This is a genomic window from Armatimonadota bacterium, assembly GCA_018268395.1.
GTDB lineage: Bacteria > Armatimonadota > Fimbriimonadia > Fimbriimonadales > Fimbriimonadaceae > JAEURO01.
Map to the genome: position 1 here is coordinate 20,807 of JAFDWQ010000004.1, position 13,132 is coordinate 33,938.

At 63.2% G+C, this 13,132-nt stretch carries 12 protein-coding genes and 1 pseudogene; 3 read left to right on the top strand and 10 right to left on the bottom strand.

Annotation, left to right across the window (positions count from 1 at the left end; genetic code table 11):
* Positions 1–765: 765 nt before the first annotated feature.
* The 5 genes and pseudogenes from JST30_09240 to moaA all read right to left on the bottom strand — a co-directional run bounded on the left by JST30_09240 (position 766) and on the right by moaA (position 4,477).
* A pseudogene (locus JST30_09240) lies at positions 766–1,170 on the bottom strand (molybdenum cofactor biosynthesis protein MoaE).
* Positions 1,154–1,396, bottom strand: a complete 243-nt coding sequence (locus tag JST30_09245; GenBank protein ID MBS1714506.1) for a MoaD/ThiS family protein — start codon at positions 1,394–1,396, stop codon at positions 1,154–1,156. Before JST30_09245 ends, JST30_09240 begins: the two are co-directional and overlap by 17 nt.
* Positions 1,390–2,577, bottom strand: coding sequence for a molybdopterin molybdotransferase MoeA (locus JST30_09250; GenBank protein ID MBS1714507.1), 1,188 nt, complete (start codon positions 2,575–2,577; stop codon positions 1,390–1,392). The genes JST30_09245 and JST30_09250 overlap by 7 nt, the downstream gene beginning before the upstream one ends.
* Positions 2,577–3,476 (bottom strand): bifunctional molybdenum cofactor biosynthesis protein MoaC/MoaB, encoded by a 900-nt coding sequence (locus tag JST30_09255; protein MBS1714508.1) that lies wholly within the window; start codon positions 3,474–3,476, stop codon positions 2,577–2,579. Before JST30_09255 ends, JST30_09250 begins: the two co-directional genes overlap by 1 nt.
* Complete coding sequence (gene moaA, locus JST30_09260) at positions 3,473–4,477, bottom strand: GTP 3',8-cyclase MoaA (GenBank protein MBS1714509.1); 1,005 nt, start codon at positions 4,475–4,477, stop codon at positions 3,473–3,475. The genes JST30_09255 and moaA overlap by 4 nt, the downstream gene beginning before the upstream one ends.
* 66 nt (positions 4,478–4,543) lie before the next feature.
* On the opposite strand from moaA, the gene JST30_09265 reads away from it, so the two are divergent.
* Positions 4,544–5,371, top strand: coding sequence for a class I SAM-dependent methyltransferase (locus JST30_09265; GenBank protein MBS1714510.1), 828 nt, complete (start codon positions 4,544–4,546; stop codon positions 5,369–5,371).
* On the opposite strand, the gene JST30_09270 is transcribed toward JST30_09265, so the two are convergent.
* On the bottom strand, positions 5,355–5,930 hold the full coding sequence (locus JST30_09270) for a molybdenum cofactor guanylyltransferase (GenBank protein MBS1714511.1): 576 nt from the start codon (positions 5,928–5,930) through the stop codon (positions 5,355–5,357). The genes JST30_09265 and JST30_09270 overlap by 17 nt on opposite strands.
* Positions 5,931–5,986: 56 nt before the next feature.
* Between JST30_09270 and JST30_09275 the strand changes: the two genes are divergently transcribed.
* Entirely contained in the window at positions 5,987–6,307 is a 321-nt protein-coding gene (locus JST30_09275; protein MBS1714512.1) for a carboxymuconolactone decarboxylase family protein, read from the top strand.
* Positions 6,308–6,314: 7 nt separating this feature from the next.
* Here the strand turns inward: JST30_09275 and fliD are convergent, their stop codons facing one another.
* From fliD to JST30_09295, 4 genes are all read right to left on the bottom strand, one after another.
* Positions 6,315–8,531 carry a flagellar filament capping protein FliD gene (fliD, locus tag JST30_09280; protein MBS1714513.1) on the bottom strand — a complete coding sequence of 739 codons (2,217 nt, stop codon included), beginning with the start codon at positions 8,529–8,531 and terminating at the stop codon, positions 6,315–6,317.
* A gap of 80 nt (positions 8,532–8,611) precedes the next feature.
* Complete coding sequence (locus JST30_09285; GenBank protein ID MBS1714514.1) at positions 8,612–9,484, bottom strand: HDOD domain-containing protein; 873 nt, start codon at positions 9,482–9,484, stop codon at positions 8,612–8,614.
* On the bottom strand, positions 9,475–11,508 hold the full coding sequence (locus JST30_09290; protein ID MBS1714515.1) for a chemotaxis protein CheA: 2,034 nt from the start codon (positions 11,506–11,508) through the stop codon (positions 9,475–9,477). The genes JST30_09285 and JST30_09290 overlap by 10 nt, the downstream gene beginning before the upstream one ends.
* Positions 11,509–11,513: 5 nt before the next feature.
* Entirely contained in the window at positions 11,514–11,969 is a 456-nt protein-coding gene (locus tag JST30_09295) for a purine-binding chemotaxis protein CheW (GenBank protein ID MBS1714516.1), read from the bottom strand.
* A 127-nt stretch (positions 11,970–12,096) separates the two neighbouring features.
* Here JST30_09295 and JST30_09300 point away from each other — a divergent pair, with 127 nt between their 5' ends.
* Positions 12,097–13,113 carry a hypothetical protein gene (locus JST30_09300; GenBank protein MBS1714517.1) on the top strand — a complete coding sequence of 339 codons (1,017 nt, stop codon included), beginning with the start codon at positions 12,097–12,099 and terminating at the stop codon, positions 13,111–13,113.
* The last annotated feature ends 19 nt before the right edge of the window (positions 13,114–13,132 follow it).

The following is a 13,132-nucleotide window of genomic DNA, read 5'->3' on the forward strand; positions in this document are numbered from 1 at the left end:
TTCCCATCCTGATAGCGGCCTTGGAGACTCTTCGGGTTCTCTCACGTCGATCAACCGGAGGGGCCCTAGGGCCAGGCGGGCCGCCTCCAAGGAGTCCACTTCCCAGGACGGTTCGGACGTCAAGCTTGGCTCTGGACCTGCGCCGCACGCTGGACAACGAGGATTCACGCGTCGGCGCACGGTTAACGATTCACCGGTCGTCCTGTCCACGACCCGGCACGATCCGGCCCAAAGTGGCGTGCCAGCGAGACTGCGGACAGCCTCCCGGACCGACCAGACCTGGTTTTCCAAGTCTGCCGGCCCGACCGGGTCCGAGCCGCTTTCGTGTTGGAACGGCCACAGGCATTCGAGACAAGGGCCGTCCGGCGAAACCGTCATCGTCTGACTCTCCCCCGCGACCGTGCGACCAAGGACGACGGGCACGCCCGTCTTCCTGGCCACTCTTTGGAGCACCAACGACGTCCCAAAGTCGCCGGACGCGTCCACGACGACGTCGCAACCTTCGATGGCGACCGACGCCGTCATGGCGTCGATCGGACCGTCGATCGTCTCCGTCCGAAGGCCCGGAAAGGCTTTCCTCAACATTGCGGCGGCTTGATCGAGAGCGCCGCCCCGGACGAGGACGTCTGGGTCATGACGGCCCAGGCGCAACGAGCCGACGCCGCATTCGACCAAGTCCAGAACGACCTCGGGGCACGTCCATGGACCGATGAGAAGGGCGCGACGGACCGGCGTGTCCCGGGCTGGTCCAACGGGATCGGTCCCGATCCAACCGGAGTCACCGTCAGCGTAATGCTCTTTCTTCCAAACCGGTACGCGCCGTTTGATTTCGGAAATGATCCATTCGCACGCGGCGAACGCCTCGGCGCGATGGGGTGCGGCGACGTCGATGCGGACAGCCGTCTCACCGATCTCCAAGAGCCCGACGCGATGGACCGCCTTGGCGTCCGTCAGTCCGAAACGTTCGATGGCCTCTCCAAGGACTTTGGCCCCTTCCGCTTCGGCGAGTCCCTGATGGGCTTCATATCCGAGACGGAGGACTTCGCGGCCCTCGTGCTCGTTGCGGACTGTCCCGATGAACGTGACATAGCCTCCCGCGCCGGGGTGGACGTCCGCTCCTTGATCGATCGGATCCGTGACGATATGGAACAAATCAGCCTCCCGCCACAGGCGGAACGAACACGACCTCGTCTCCGTCGGTCAGGGGACGGTCCGGGTCCACGAATGTTCCGTTCACCGCATATCGGACGACGCCGACGGGTAGTCGGAACCCGTGTCGGTCGGCAAGGTCGCTGTAGAGCGCCCGGAGCGTGGCCGAATCCGTCGCCACGTTTTCGGAATCAAGGCCGCGCTGCTCGCGTAGGACGGCGAAGTATCGGACGACGACGTTCACCATCCCGGTCTCCACGGTAAGAGGAGGGCCGACGCCCGATCGCCCTTCCCGAGGCAGCTCTTGGGCGGCACTTCAAGAAGGGCTCCACATCCGACGAGCCCCGCAAGTGCGTGCGAACCCAGGGTCGGTGACGGGTCGACGGTCAGCCTCCCCGAAGCGTCGGACAAGACCACACTCGGAACGAATTCGGTCCTGTCTCCATGGTTGACAGCGTCGTTCGCCATGACGGCCGTCGTACGGGCGAGCGGACGGATCAAGGCGGGCCAGACGAAGAGCGCGAACGTCACCAGGGCCGACATCGGGTTTCCGGGCAGGCAGTAGGCCCGCTTCCCTCCCTCTCCGACGGCGTAGCTGAAGGGCTTGCCCGGTTTGATCGCGACGCGCTCGACTTCCCACTGGAAGCCTAATTCGGTCAGAGCGTCCCGGACATGATCGAAGAGTCCGACCGACAGGCCGCCGCAAGTGAGGACGATGTCATGGTGCTCGTACAGCCGTGAAAGGGCACGGACGACGGCCGACCGGTCGTCTCCGACGAGTTCGAGGGTCGTCGAGACCCCGGCGCACCGCAACGACGCTTGGAGCGCGAACGTGTTCGACTCGTAGACTTGACCGTCACGAGCTTCGCCACCAGGACTGAGGAGTTCGTCTCCGGTCGCCAGGACGGCTACCGACGGTAATCCCAGGACGTCGGCTTCCTGGTATCCCATACCCGCGAGCGACGACACGACGGGCGGCGTGACCACCGTTCCTCGTTCCAGGACCAAGTCTCCCGCTCTGAACTCTTTGCCTTTGGCCCGGATGTTCTTGCCAGGATGCAACGCGGTCTGAAGGACAATGTCGCCCTCGTCCGCGATCACGTCTTCTTGCATGACGACGGCGGCTGCCCCCTCTGGTACCGGTGCGCCCGTCATGGTCCGTAAGGCCGTACCGGGTGTCAACGATGAGGCAGGAACGTCGCCTGCTGCGATCGTCCCGACGACCCTGAGCCGGGCTTTGGAATCCAGGTCGGTCGCCGCAATGGCATATCCGTCAACGGCCGAATTCGTAAAGAATGGCAGATCAAACTTAGACTTAACATCCGATGCGAGCGTCCTTCCGATCAAGCGGTCGAGGAAGACGGTCTCTGGTGGAAGCTCGGGCCGGGTCGCCATGATCCGGTCCAGCGCCTCGAGATAGGACAGCATCAGTGGCCCTCGCCGGCCAGAATGCCGGCGGCGTGCAGCAAGTACGGGAACAGAGCGTCGACCGCGTCTCGGGCCGCGTTCACGGAGCCGGGAACGCAGACGACGACCGTCCGCCCGACGACCCCTGCACACGACCGGGACAGCATGGCGAACGGCATCCGCGCCTGACTGTACGACCGTAGAGCCTCCTCGACGCCGGGAAGCCGCCGGTCGAACAGCCCGTCGACAGCTTCGGGCGTCGTGTCCCGCGGACCGACGCCGGTGCCGCCGGACGTGAAAACGACGTCAAGGCCGGTCTGGCACCACCTTTCGACGGTCGAACGGACGAGTCCGGGCTCGTCGGGGACGACTCCGAACTCGACGACGTCGCCTCCGGCTTCCGTCAGCTTGTCGCGCAAGGTGGCCCCTGAGCGGTCTTCCATGCTTCCGCCGGAGACACGGTCCGAAACCACAAGTACGCCCGCCTTCCACCCTGGTTCGGGCTGAAAGCCCGACTTGCCGCCCTTCTTGTCGAGAAGGACGACCGACACGACCTCCATCTCGTCGTCGATCATCTTCAGGACGTCGTACAGGTTCAGTGCGGCGACCATGGCGCCCGCCATGGCTTCGATCTCGACCCCGGTCTTGTAGACCGTCGTCACCGAGACGTCGGCGGTGATCTCGGTATCGGTCATGGCGAATTCGACACCGACCCAATCGATCGGGACCGTATGGCAGTACGGGACCAGGCGCGGCGTGTCCTTGACCGCTTGCATCGCCGCGATGCGGGCGACAGGTCGAGGGTCACCTTTGGGGACGGTGCCGTCCAGGATCGCCCGGATGCTCGATGGAGACGCCTTGAGGACGGCCCTCGCCGTGGCCGTGCGGAGCGTATGGATTTTTGCGGAGACGTCCCTCATCCGCCGATCTGCACCATCGCCTTGTCGTCGAGTCCGACCAGCCGCTCCATCGGCGGGTGTCCGGCCCACTTCGTCGCCAAGGCCGCGTGGACGGTCAAGGCGAGGTCGTCGTCCGAGGCCCCTGCCCGCATCATGTCTCGAAGACTCGGACCGGCCTTTAAGAACAGGCATGTCTTGACCTGTCCTTCGGCCGTCAACCTGATCCGGTTGCATCCTCCGCAAAAATCGTCGGTGACCGAGGTGACGAACCCGACCGTCGCATGGGTCCCTTCCACCGTGAACTCCTTGGCAACGGCCGACGGCCCGACGGTGAGCGGCTTCAGGACGAACCGGCCCTGGATCCTTTCGAGCATTTCCTTGTACGTCAAGACCCCTCCTTTCTTCCACTCGTTACCTAGGAACGGCATGAATTCGATGAACCGGACGTGGACGTCGCTTTCGATCCCCCACGCGACAAAATCGGCGAGTTCGTCATCGTTCACGCCCTTCATGGCGACGACGTTGACCTTGAGCGGTTCGAACCCGGAGGAACGGGCGGCCCGTACACCCTGGAGGACGCGGTCGAGATCACCTCCGAGGGTGATCTCTGAGAACTTGTCGGGCTGCAGGGAATCCATGCTGACGTTCAGTCCGTCCAGCCCAGCCGAGCGGTAAGCCGAGGCCTTTTGGGCCAGGCTCGTCCCGTTCGTCGTCATGAGAAGGGTCTTGATTCCGGGAACGGCGCTCAGTGAGGCGATCAGTCCCTCCAGACCCTTGCGGACGGTGGGTTCTCCACCCGTCAATCGCACCTTGTCGACACCGATCCTTGCGAAGACGCCGACGAGGCGGACGATCTCTTCCAGGGTCAAAATCTCGTCCCTTGGTTTCCAGACCACACCTTCCGCAGGCATGCAGTACCGGCACCGGAAGTTACAGCGGTCGGTAAGGGAGACGCGCAGGTACGTGTGTCGACGGCCGAAGCGGTCGACGAGCGGCTCCCACGGGCCAACGGATGCGCCCATGGTTGCAGGATATCAAATGTCGCCGCTCGACCGTCGGCGCGTCGGGACGTGAGGCTAACATGAGGCATGCCCCCTAGCGTCGAAGGCCACTACGCGCGTCCCGGGCTGTACGAAGGGGTGTTGCAGGCGCTTAAGGGCACGGGCAAGACAATGGGGACGCTCTCGACCGAAGACACCGCCGCCTTCGACGAATACCACGTCGGGGGTCGAAGGGCGACGGCGAAACTGATCGCTTTATCCGGTTTTGCACCCGGAAGCACCGTCCTTGACGTAGGGTGCGGTCTCGGTGGCCCGGCCCGGCACCTCGCCGAGACCGCCGGTTGCCGGGTCGTCGGCCTTGACCTGACGTCCGACTTCTGCCGGGCCGCCCGGTTGGTCTCCTCATGGACCGGACTTGGACCGTCGACCTCGTTCGTCAGGGGGGACGCGCACCGCTTACCGTTCGCGACGTCTTGCTTCGACGGCTTGTGGTCGGAACACGTCACGATGAACGTACCGGACAGGTCGGCGATGGCCATGGAAGCGGCACGGGTCCTGAGGGCCGGAGCGACGCTATCGTTCTACGAAGTGTTCCGTTCAAGCCCGGGGCCTATCGACTTCCCTGTGCCTTGGGCCACGTCGCCGGACCAGAACGAGACGGGTCGGCTACCGGACTTTCTCCACGATCTAGAGCGGGCAGGATTCGAGGTCACGGACGTCCTAGACGAGACGCCCGATGCCGCTGCGTTCCTGGAGCGGGCCCGAGCACGCCAGACGTCGTCAGGGCCGTCAAGACCATCGGTCACCCTTGTCATGGGTGACGAAACGGAGGTCCGGCTTGAAAACGTCGCGGCTGCCGTCAGATCCGGCGCGATCGGGTTCTGGATGGGCCGGGCGGTCAAGCAAGGTCGGTAACGGCTCTGGCCCACGCATCGGTCGTGTCGGCGCTCAGGAAGTCCCGAGGGTCCAGATCGGCCATCCGGAGGTCGTCCTCGGTCAACACTTCCGCCCAGAGCGTGTCGATCCAGGACAGCACCCGACGTTGGCCTTCGGCCCGGACCGTAGCGATCATGGCGAACGCGTTCGTCCGATAGAGGGCGCACAGCGGCTGCATGTTCCCCTCGATGAACGGTACGACGGCCATGATCGAATCGTGGTGCTCGATCCTGTCCGCCAGTAGCGGGAGGATCGTCGCATCGAAGCGGGGCATGTCGCAAGAGCACACGAACACCGCGTCTTCACGGGGATGGAACGAGGCGAGCGCGGCTAACGGGCCTTGGAAAGGCTCCGCGTCCTGGAGTTTGAGGCAGCCCGGGACGTCGTGCGAACCCAAAACGGTGACCCGGGTCACATACGGGTTCAAAAGTCGGGCCGTCCGGTGGGCTGCAGGTTCTCCCCTGACGTCCATCCCGGCCTTGTCCGCACCCATCCGGCTGCTGCGGCCGCCCGTCATCAGCGCGGCTTCGATCTTCATGCCTGTCTCCGGCCCGTCTGTCGGTTCCAGAGAGCGATATCCTATTATCCAACGCCATGTCCCGACTGCCGCAACGATATTTGCAGTTTTTCCAGGACTTTCCTGCCGTCGGTTCCGCCTACAAAGATCTAGGCGACGCCGTCGCTACGGCGGGCCCCTTGGACAAGAAGACGGCCGAACTGGTGAAGATCGGCGTCGCCCTTGGCGCCCGGATGGAAGGGGCCGTCCACAGCCACGTCCGGAAGGCGCTAGAAGCCGGTGCCACGGCCGAAGAGATCCGGCACGCCGTCCTTCAGGCGACGACCACGATCGGTTTCCCGAACATGATGGCGGGATTGAGCTGGGTCGACGAGACGATCGCGAAAGCCCAAAGCTGACGGTGTGTCAGGAGTTCATCGCGGCGAGCTGGGCCTGTTGGCGTTGGAGCGTCGCGATCGCGGTCTCCATGGCCAGGAATTTCTGCTTCAACCGCTGCTCCCTTACGTCCAGCGTCGCTTGATAGCTGGCGATGCGGTCGTCGAGGTCGTCGATCTGCGACTGGATGGTCTTCGTCGTCGCCGTCAGCATGCCGTTGGCCGGGTCGTTGACCGTGCCGACGGCCTCCATCATGTAAGAGGAGAGTCCGCGGGAATAATCGACGGTCCCGATGATGCCGAGCGTCGTGCCCGTGTACTTGACCTGCAGGTCGGCCGAGGTCGCGTTCGTCTCCTTTCCGATCAAGTACTGGCCCGTGCCGACGGCCGCTTCATCGTTGATCTTGCCCTCGATGTCGAATCCCTCTTGACGGACGCCGCCCTCTGTCCCGATCCCTGTCGTGTCCGCGGCCGCGTCCAGATTGCTGGCCACGGTGAAGTCTGTCGCCGAGCCGTAGCGCAAGGCGGTCAGCACGAGCTTTCCGTTCCCGTCGACCGTAGCCTTCATGACGTTGCTCAGGGACGCGTTCGAATTGATCTGCGAAGCGACGTCGGCGAGACTGGCGCCGGTCGCCACATCGATCTCGACCTGGGCCGAAAACGCTTTGCCGGCGAACGTGAGTTTTTCGCCGCCACGGTTGGCCTGTGTCCCCGCGACGGACGCCGTGGTCGTCGAGAGCGTCGCCAAGCGCGTGACCTCCACTTTGAAGCCCGCCGCGCCCGGATCTTTCGTCCGATAGCTGCTCGAAACGAACGCCAATTGGGCCGTGTCCGTGGATCCCGACGAGACCATCAGCTTCGTGACCCCTTCGGGGTCGGACGAGAGGACGGTGTCGAAACGGCTCTCGTCGAACGTGAGCTTGCCGTCCGTGTCCAGACCGAAGCCGAGGTCGGCCAAGCTCTGCACGTCGCCGGACCCGATGACCTTGAAAACAGAATCCTGAACGGCCGAGACGGACCGGGTGGCGATCAGATCGCCGAAGAGCGGTCCTGACGAGTACGTGTCGGAGTCGAACGAACTGTACGTCTTGACGAAGTCGACGAGGCCGTTGAACGCCTCTTGGTACGACTTCATCAAGCTCTTGACTTTTGACGGGTCGCGCCCGACGACGATGTCGGTCTCGGCGTCCCCGTCCTTAAGCAGCGTGAACGTAAGGCCGGCAACGACGTCGGAAACCGTGTTCGACGAACTTGTTTTGGCGATCCCGTCGATCTCATAAGCGGCGTCCTGGGCCGCGGTCACCGGGCTGGAATAGGTGGACTGGAAGACGCCCAGCGCCGCCAAGATACCGTCCGGGTCGGTCGGCATCGCGGACAAGGTGCCTTTCACTTCGAGCTGTTTGACGGTCTTACCGTCGACCGTCGTCGAGACCACGGTCGCGGTGACGTTGGCATTGGCCGCGTTGATCTTGGACGCGATCGTCGAAAGGCTGTCGGACGCGAAGTCGACCGATACGGACTGACCGTTGATCGAAAAGCTACCGGCCCTGCTCGATCCGGTCAAAGAAGCTACGGTCGAGGTGTCGGACGAAAAGCGATACGTCCGGAACCCACCGGTCACGGCTTCGCGATAGGCCTTGTTCGTGCCCGTCAGTCCGAGCGAGGACAAGACGGTGCCGGAGACGTCCGCCGCCTGGATCGTATTCACCGTCCCGGTCTTGTCCGAGGTCAGCGAGAGATAGGACGATCCGGAACCTCCGATGACGGACGCCGTGACGCCCGAGCCTAGCCCGTTGATCTTGCCGGCGATCGTACTCAAAGTGTCGTCGGTGGCGATCGTGACGACCTTGCCGTTCACGACGATGTCGCCGGACAGGTTGAGCGCCGTATCGGACGCGGACTGTGGCCCGGAAATGACCTTGTGCGCCTTCGCTAGTTGGTTGACGACCAAATGGTAAGCCCCTTGCGCGGCCCCGCTTCCAATGCTGACGGAGGCCACCGACGAATCGCTGACCGAGGCGGTCAGCGGGCTCATCGACGCGGCGTTGTTCATCGCCGAGGCGGCGGCACTGATCGCGGCGATCTTCGAGCCCAACTGTCCGTACAGGTCCAGTTTGCCCGTGAACGAAGCCTGTTGGGACTGCATCCGCTGGATCGGGATGGACTCGATCTGCATCAACTGGCTGATGATCGTGGCCGAGTCGATGCCCGACCCGATCCCGGTGAACGAGATTCCGCTAACACTCATGCCAATGTCCTTTTCAGTGCCTTCTGTTCAAGGTTCGGTCGTCCGACACCGGTCCGTCCCGGTTATCGGACGGGTTCGGCTCACAAGATTCCGAGAAGTTCCTTCGCCTTCGTCACGTAGCCGACGATCTCGCCGCGGAGCTCGTCGAGCTGCTCGGGCGTCGCGTCGAGCCAAGCCATGGCGGCCGGGGACCATTCTCCGTGGGCCGGGCAGTTGGCGTCGCTTTCGGCCGTCAACCGGTCCGCGATGTGGACGGCGTACACTTTGGCCTTCGCTTCGTCATCGGTCACGGAGTCCGGAGTCTCGTGCCAACGGATCAGGTCGGACAGCACCATCGGGAAGTTCCACTTCTCGGAAAGGACTCCTCCGAGCTCGGCGTGGGTCGTCCCGAGGATCCGCTCTTCGGTCTCGATGAGCGGCTCGTTCAGACGGGCGGACTCCGTCATGACCTGCTGGTACGGTTGGTTGAACAAGGTGAAGAGGAAGAGCCGTCCGACGTCGTGGAGCAGACCGCCGATGAAGGCGAGGTCCACGTCTCGGCCTGTCAGGCCTTTACGCTTGGCCAAGACCTGGGCACAGGTCCCGGCCGCGAACGACTGTTCCCAGAACGACTTCTGGACGTCGAGGACGCGCGGGTTCGGCGAACTCAGGGCGTTGAGGACGCCGACGCTGAGGACGAGGTTCCGGACCTGGTGCATGCCCAGGATCGCGATCGCCTGACCGATGCCGCTGACCTGCCTCGGAAGGCCGAAGTAGGCCGAGTTGACGACCTTGAGCAGCTTCGTCGTGATGGCCGCGTCGGTCGAGAGCAAGCCTTCGACCTCGGTCGTGGTCACGGTCTCTTTGTCCGTCGCCTGAAGGACTTGGACGATGACGGTCGGCAACGCCGGAAGGTCGACCATCGCCTTCTCGATATAGCGCTGTAACAGAAAGTTCTCAGATCTCAGTGCCATGCAGGTTCCATCCGTTCTTTGGGGACGAGTCCGTTCACGTCCAGAATCAGAGCGACGCTTCCGTCGCCCAAAATCGTCGCTCCGCTGATCCCAGGCACGTCGCCGCAAAAGCGGCTCAGCGACTTGATCACGACTTCTTGGTCTCCTATGAGTTCTTCCACGACGAGCCCGAGCCTCTTTTCAGCGAGGCTGACGATCACGACGTGAAGGGACTGACCGTCTTTCGGGCCACGGCCTTTCTTCGAGGCTAAGGCGCGGTCGAGACGGACCAAGGGCATCGTCGATCCGCGGATCACGATGGCTTCGTCCTTGGAGACTTTCTTGACTTCTTTGGGCTCGAGGCGCATGGTCTCGACCACCGATCCGAGCGGTAGGACGTAGACGACTCCGCCGTCCCCGACCAACAAGCCGCGGATGATGGCGAGCGTCAACGGCAGCCTTAGGCTGAACTTCGTGCCCTTGCCCGGCACCGTGTCCAATTCGATGACCCCGCCCAACCTTTGGACGTTGGACCGGACGATGTCCATACCGACACCGCGCCCACTGACTTCGCTGACTTCTTGGGCGGTACTGACGCCGCTTGCAAAAATGAACTGGAGGCAGTCGCGGTCGCTCAGTCTCGAGGCGGCGTCGACCGTGGTCAGGCCGTTCTCGACCGCTTTGGCGCGGACCCGCTCCAGGTCGATGCCTTTACCGTCGTCCTCGATCTCGATGACGATGTGGTTTTCCTGGTGCCGGGCGCTCACGGTGACGACGCCTGTCGCGGACTTGCCTGCCGCGACGCGTTCGTCCGGCATTTCGAGCCCATGGTCGATGCTGTTCCGAATGATGTGGAGCAGCGGGTCTCCGATGGCTTCGATGACGCTCCGGTCGAGTTCGGTGTCGCCGCCGACGAGGTCGAGACGGACGTCTTTCCCGAGCTTCTTGGCCAGGTCGCGGACGACCCTGGGGAACCGGTTGAAGACCGTTTCGATCGGAAGCATCCGGGTCTTCATGATCTGGTCTTGAAGATCGCCGGTGATGCGTGCGATGTGGCTGACGGCCTCGACCAACGCTTCCACGTTCTCGTTCTGGCCGTTGTTCTGGAGTTCGCGGGCGACTTGGGCGATGCGCGTCCGGTCGATGACGAGCTCGCCGACAAGGTTCATGAGGGCGTCCAGCCGGGACACGTCGACGCGGACGGTCTGACCGGCCTCGCCTTTTTTGCCCGGGACGGGCGCCGCCGCCGTCGGGGACTCCACGGACTCGACCGCGACTTCGGCCGGCGTCTGAACGACCGCCGCGGCCTGTTCGGGCCTGGCCCACGGACCGACGGAGACCGAATCGATCTCCGAGATCTCGGCGAACTTGCCCGAGAGTTCGTCGACGTCGCCGTGGAACTGGAACACTAGTTCGAAATCGAGTTCGAAGTCCTCTTCCTCGAGCTTCTCGTGGTTGGGGACGGTGACCAAGACCTCGCCTTGTTCTTGGACCAAGTTGACGGCCATGAACGCGCGGACGTACTTCATCACGCATTCGGGCTTCAGTCGGAACCGGGCATGGTGGACGGCCTGTTGTTTGGCGGCTTCTTCGATCGACTCGTAGTCGGCCTCGGGGACGCCGCTCGCGTTCGCGGACGGCGGGGACTGGCCGGACGTGCCAGGGGCGAACCCTTGGAGCGTCGCGACGAGAGTGCTACAGTCGCACTCGTCACCGTTACCGGCAGCGATGTTCTCGAGAATGGTCCTCAGCGCGTCCTGACATTCGAGCAGGGCGTCGGCGATCGCCCGGTCGACGGACAGCTCCTTGTTGCGGAGCTTGTCGAGCAGGTTCTCCATCTCATGGGTCAGTTCCGCCAATCGGGAGAAGCCCATGGCGCGGCTGCTGCCCTTCAAGGTGTGCGCGGCGCGGAAGATGGCTTGAAGCCTCGTCTCGGTCGGATCGGCCTCGAGTTTCAGGGTCTCCTGTTCGAGGACCTCGAGCTGTTCCTCGGCCTCTTGCAGGAAGAGCCCGAGATACTGGGACATGTCGAGTTCGGCGCTCATCGTTTTCAGGCTGCGAGGGTCTCGTCCAGATCGAGGAGCATGATGAGTTCGCCCTCCCTTTTGGCGACGCCGAGGATGAACTCAGTGCGCGAGTCTTGGGCAAGGGTGGGCGCGTCGTCGATCGTCGACCTGTCCAGGCTGACGACTTCGGTCACGGCGTCGACGACGATGCCGACGTTGCCGTGCGAAGAATCGACGACGATGATGCGCGTGCTTTCGGCCTGGGCCGTGTCCGGTAGGTTCATCCGGACCCGGATGTCGACGACCGGGATGGTCTTGCCCCGAAGGTTCACGAGGCCCAAGATGTGCGGCTCGGTCCTCGGGACCGGCGTGATGTCGCGCATCCGGATGATCTCGTTCACCCGGAAAATGTCGATGCCGTAGTATTCGTCCCCCAGACGGAACACGACGGTCTGTAGTTCTCGTTGCGCCTCTTGATCGGCGGCTCGCAGCTCTTCCATCGAAAACCCTCTCTGTCCATGATCGGTCGGAAAGGCCGCGAACCTCACGTACGGGCCGGACTTGCCGTCAGGCCGTTTCCGGCCGGTACGAACCCTTCTCCTGCCCCGAACAGTCTATAATGCTGGTATGGCACGCTGGAGCCGAATTTTTCTCGCACTTTCCCTGTTTGCCGCATCCGTAGCCGCTTCGGCTCAGCGGACGATCACGGTGACATCTCCCGTCAAGAACGACTACCTGGGTAAGACGAACTCCCTGAAGTTCGCGATCACGGGCGCCCAGTTCAAGGTCACGTTGAAGGTCAAGGCGACCCTCGAAGCCGACCCGACCCAGACCTTTACGGTCGAGAAGGACTTTACGCCCGCGGCCGACAACAAGATCACGGACAGCGTCGCCTTGAACTTCGGCGACTTCACGGACCCCTCGGGGACGAACAAGTGGTCGATCAAAGTCACGCCGACCGAAAAGGACGGCGGCGGGAACGATCTGAGCGGCCAGTACAACACGGTGCCGCCCATCCAGGTCTTCGTGGACATCGTCGCACCGAAGTTCCTCAACGTCAACCCCATCAACAACCAGTACGTGAAGGGCAAAATCACGATCTCGGCGGGGATCCAAGAGACGCTGGTCGACCAGTGGAAGGTCCAGATGAACTCGGGCGACTTCGCGAACAACAGCGGTTCGACGAAGAACGTGAACGTGCAGTACGACACGAACCTGATCCAAAAAGACGGTCAGCAAACGATCGACATCAAGGTCGACGACAGGGCGAAGAACTCGGCGACCAAGCAGGTCAAGGTGACGCTCGACCGTAAGGCTCCGAGCGGCGAGGTCGTCACGCCCCGCCCGAACACGAGCCTGCCGCCGAACACGGACATCAGCGTGGTCTTGAACGTGCGCGACCAGTTCGCCGATTCGGTCTCCGTCAGCGGCGTCGACGTGAAGTACGTGACCCTTTCGAACCAGTTCCTGGGTCGTGTTTCGCGGAAATCGACCAACAACAGCGGTACGACCCTTGTTTGGACGGGTCGGATCCGATGGACGAGCTGGCTGCCCAAGGAATTCAAGATCGTCGTGACCTTGATCGACAAGGCGGGCAATCCCGGCCAGAAGCAAGAAGTCCGTGTCAAGATCGGGAATCGTTGACGGGGTTTCGGGCCGTCGT

What these genes read in the sequence shown, in the direction of transcription:
- fliD (MBS1714513.1), bottom strand. Translation starts at nt 8,531, where the DNA reads ATGAGTGTTAGCGGAATCTCGTTCACCGGGATCGGGTCGGGCATCGAC.
- JST30_09255 (MBS1714508.1), bottom strand. Translation starts at nt 3,476, where the DNA reads ATGAGGGACGTCTCCGCAAAAATCCATACGCTCCGCACGGCCACGGCG.
- moaA (MBS1714509.1), bottom strand. Translation starts at nt 4,477, where the DNA reads ATGGGCGCATCCGTTGGCCCGTGGGAGCCGCTCGTCGACCGCTTCGGC.
- JST30_09295 (MBS1714516.1), bottom strand. Translation starts at nt 11,969, where the DNA reads ATGGAAGAGCTGCGAGCCGCCGATCAAGAGGCGCAACGAGAACTACAG.
- JST30_09300 (MBS1714517.1), top strand. Translation starts at nt 12,097, where the DNA reads ATGGCACGCTGGAGCCGAATTTTTCTCGCACTTTCCCTGTTTGCCGCA.
- JST30_09285 (MBS1714514.1), bottom strand. Translation starts at nt 9,484, where the DNA reads ATGGCACTGAGATCTGAGAACTTTCTGTTACAGCGCTATATCGAGAAG.
- JST30_09245 (MBS1714506.1), bottom strand. Translation starts at nt 1,396, where the DNA reads ATGGTGAACGTCGTCGTCCGATACTTCGCCGTCCTACGCGAGCAGCGC.
- JST30_09265 (MBS1714510.1), top strand. Translation starts at nt 4,544, where the DNA reads ATGCCCCCTAGCGTCGAAGGCCACTACGCGCGTCCCGGGCTGTACGAA.
- JST30_09270 (MBS1714511.1), bottom strand. Translation starts at nt 5,930, where the DNA reads ATGAAGATCGAAGCCGCGCTGATGACGGGCGGCCGCAGCAGCCGGATG.
- JST30_09275 (MBS1714512.1), top strand. Translation starts at nt 5,987, where the DNA reads ATGTCCCGACTGCCGCAACGATATTTGCAGTTTTTCCAGGACTTTCCT.
- JST30_09290 (MBS1714515.1), bottom strand. Translation starts at nt 11,508, where the DNA reads ATGAGCGCCGAACTCGACATGTCCCAGTATCTCGGGCTCTTCCTGCAA.
- JST30_09250 (MBS1714507.1), bottom strand. Translation starts at nt 2,577, where the DNA reads ATGCTGTCCTATCTCGAGGCGCTGGACCGGATCATGGCGACCCGGCCC.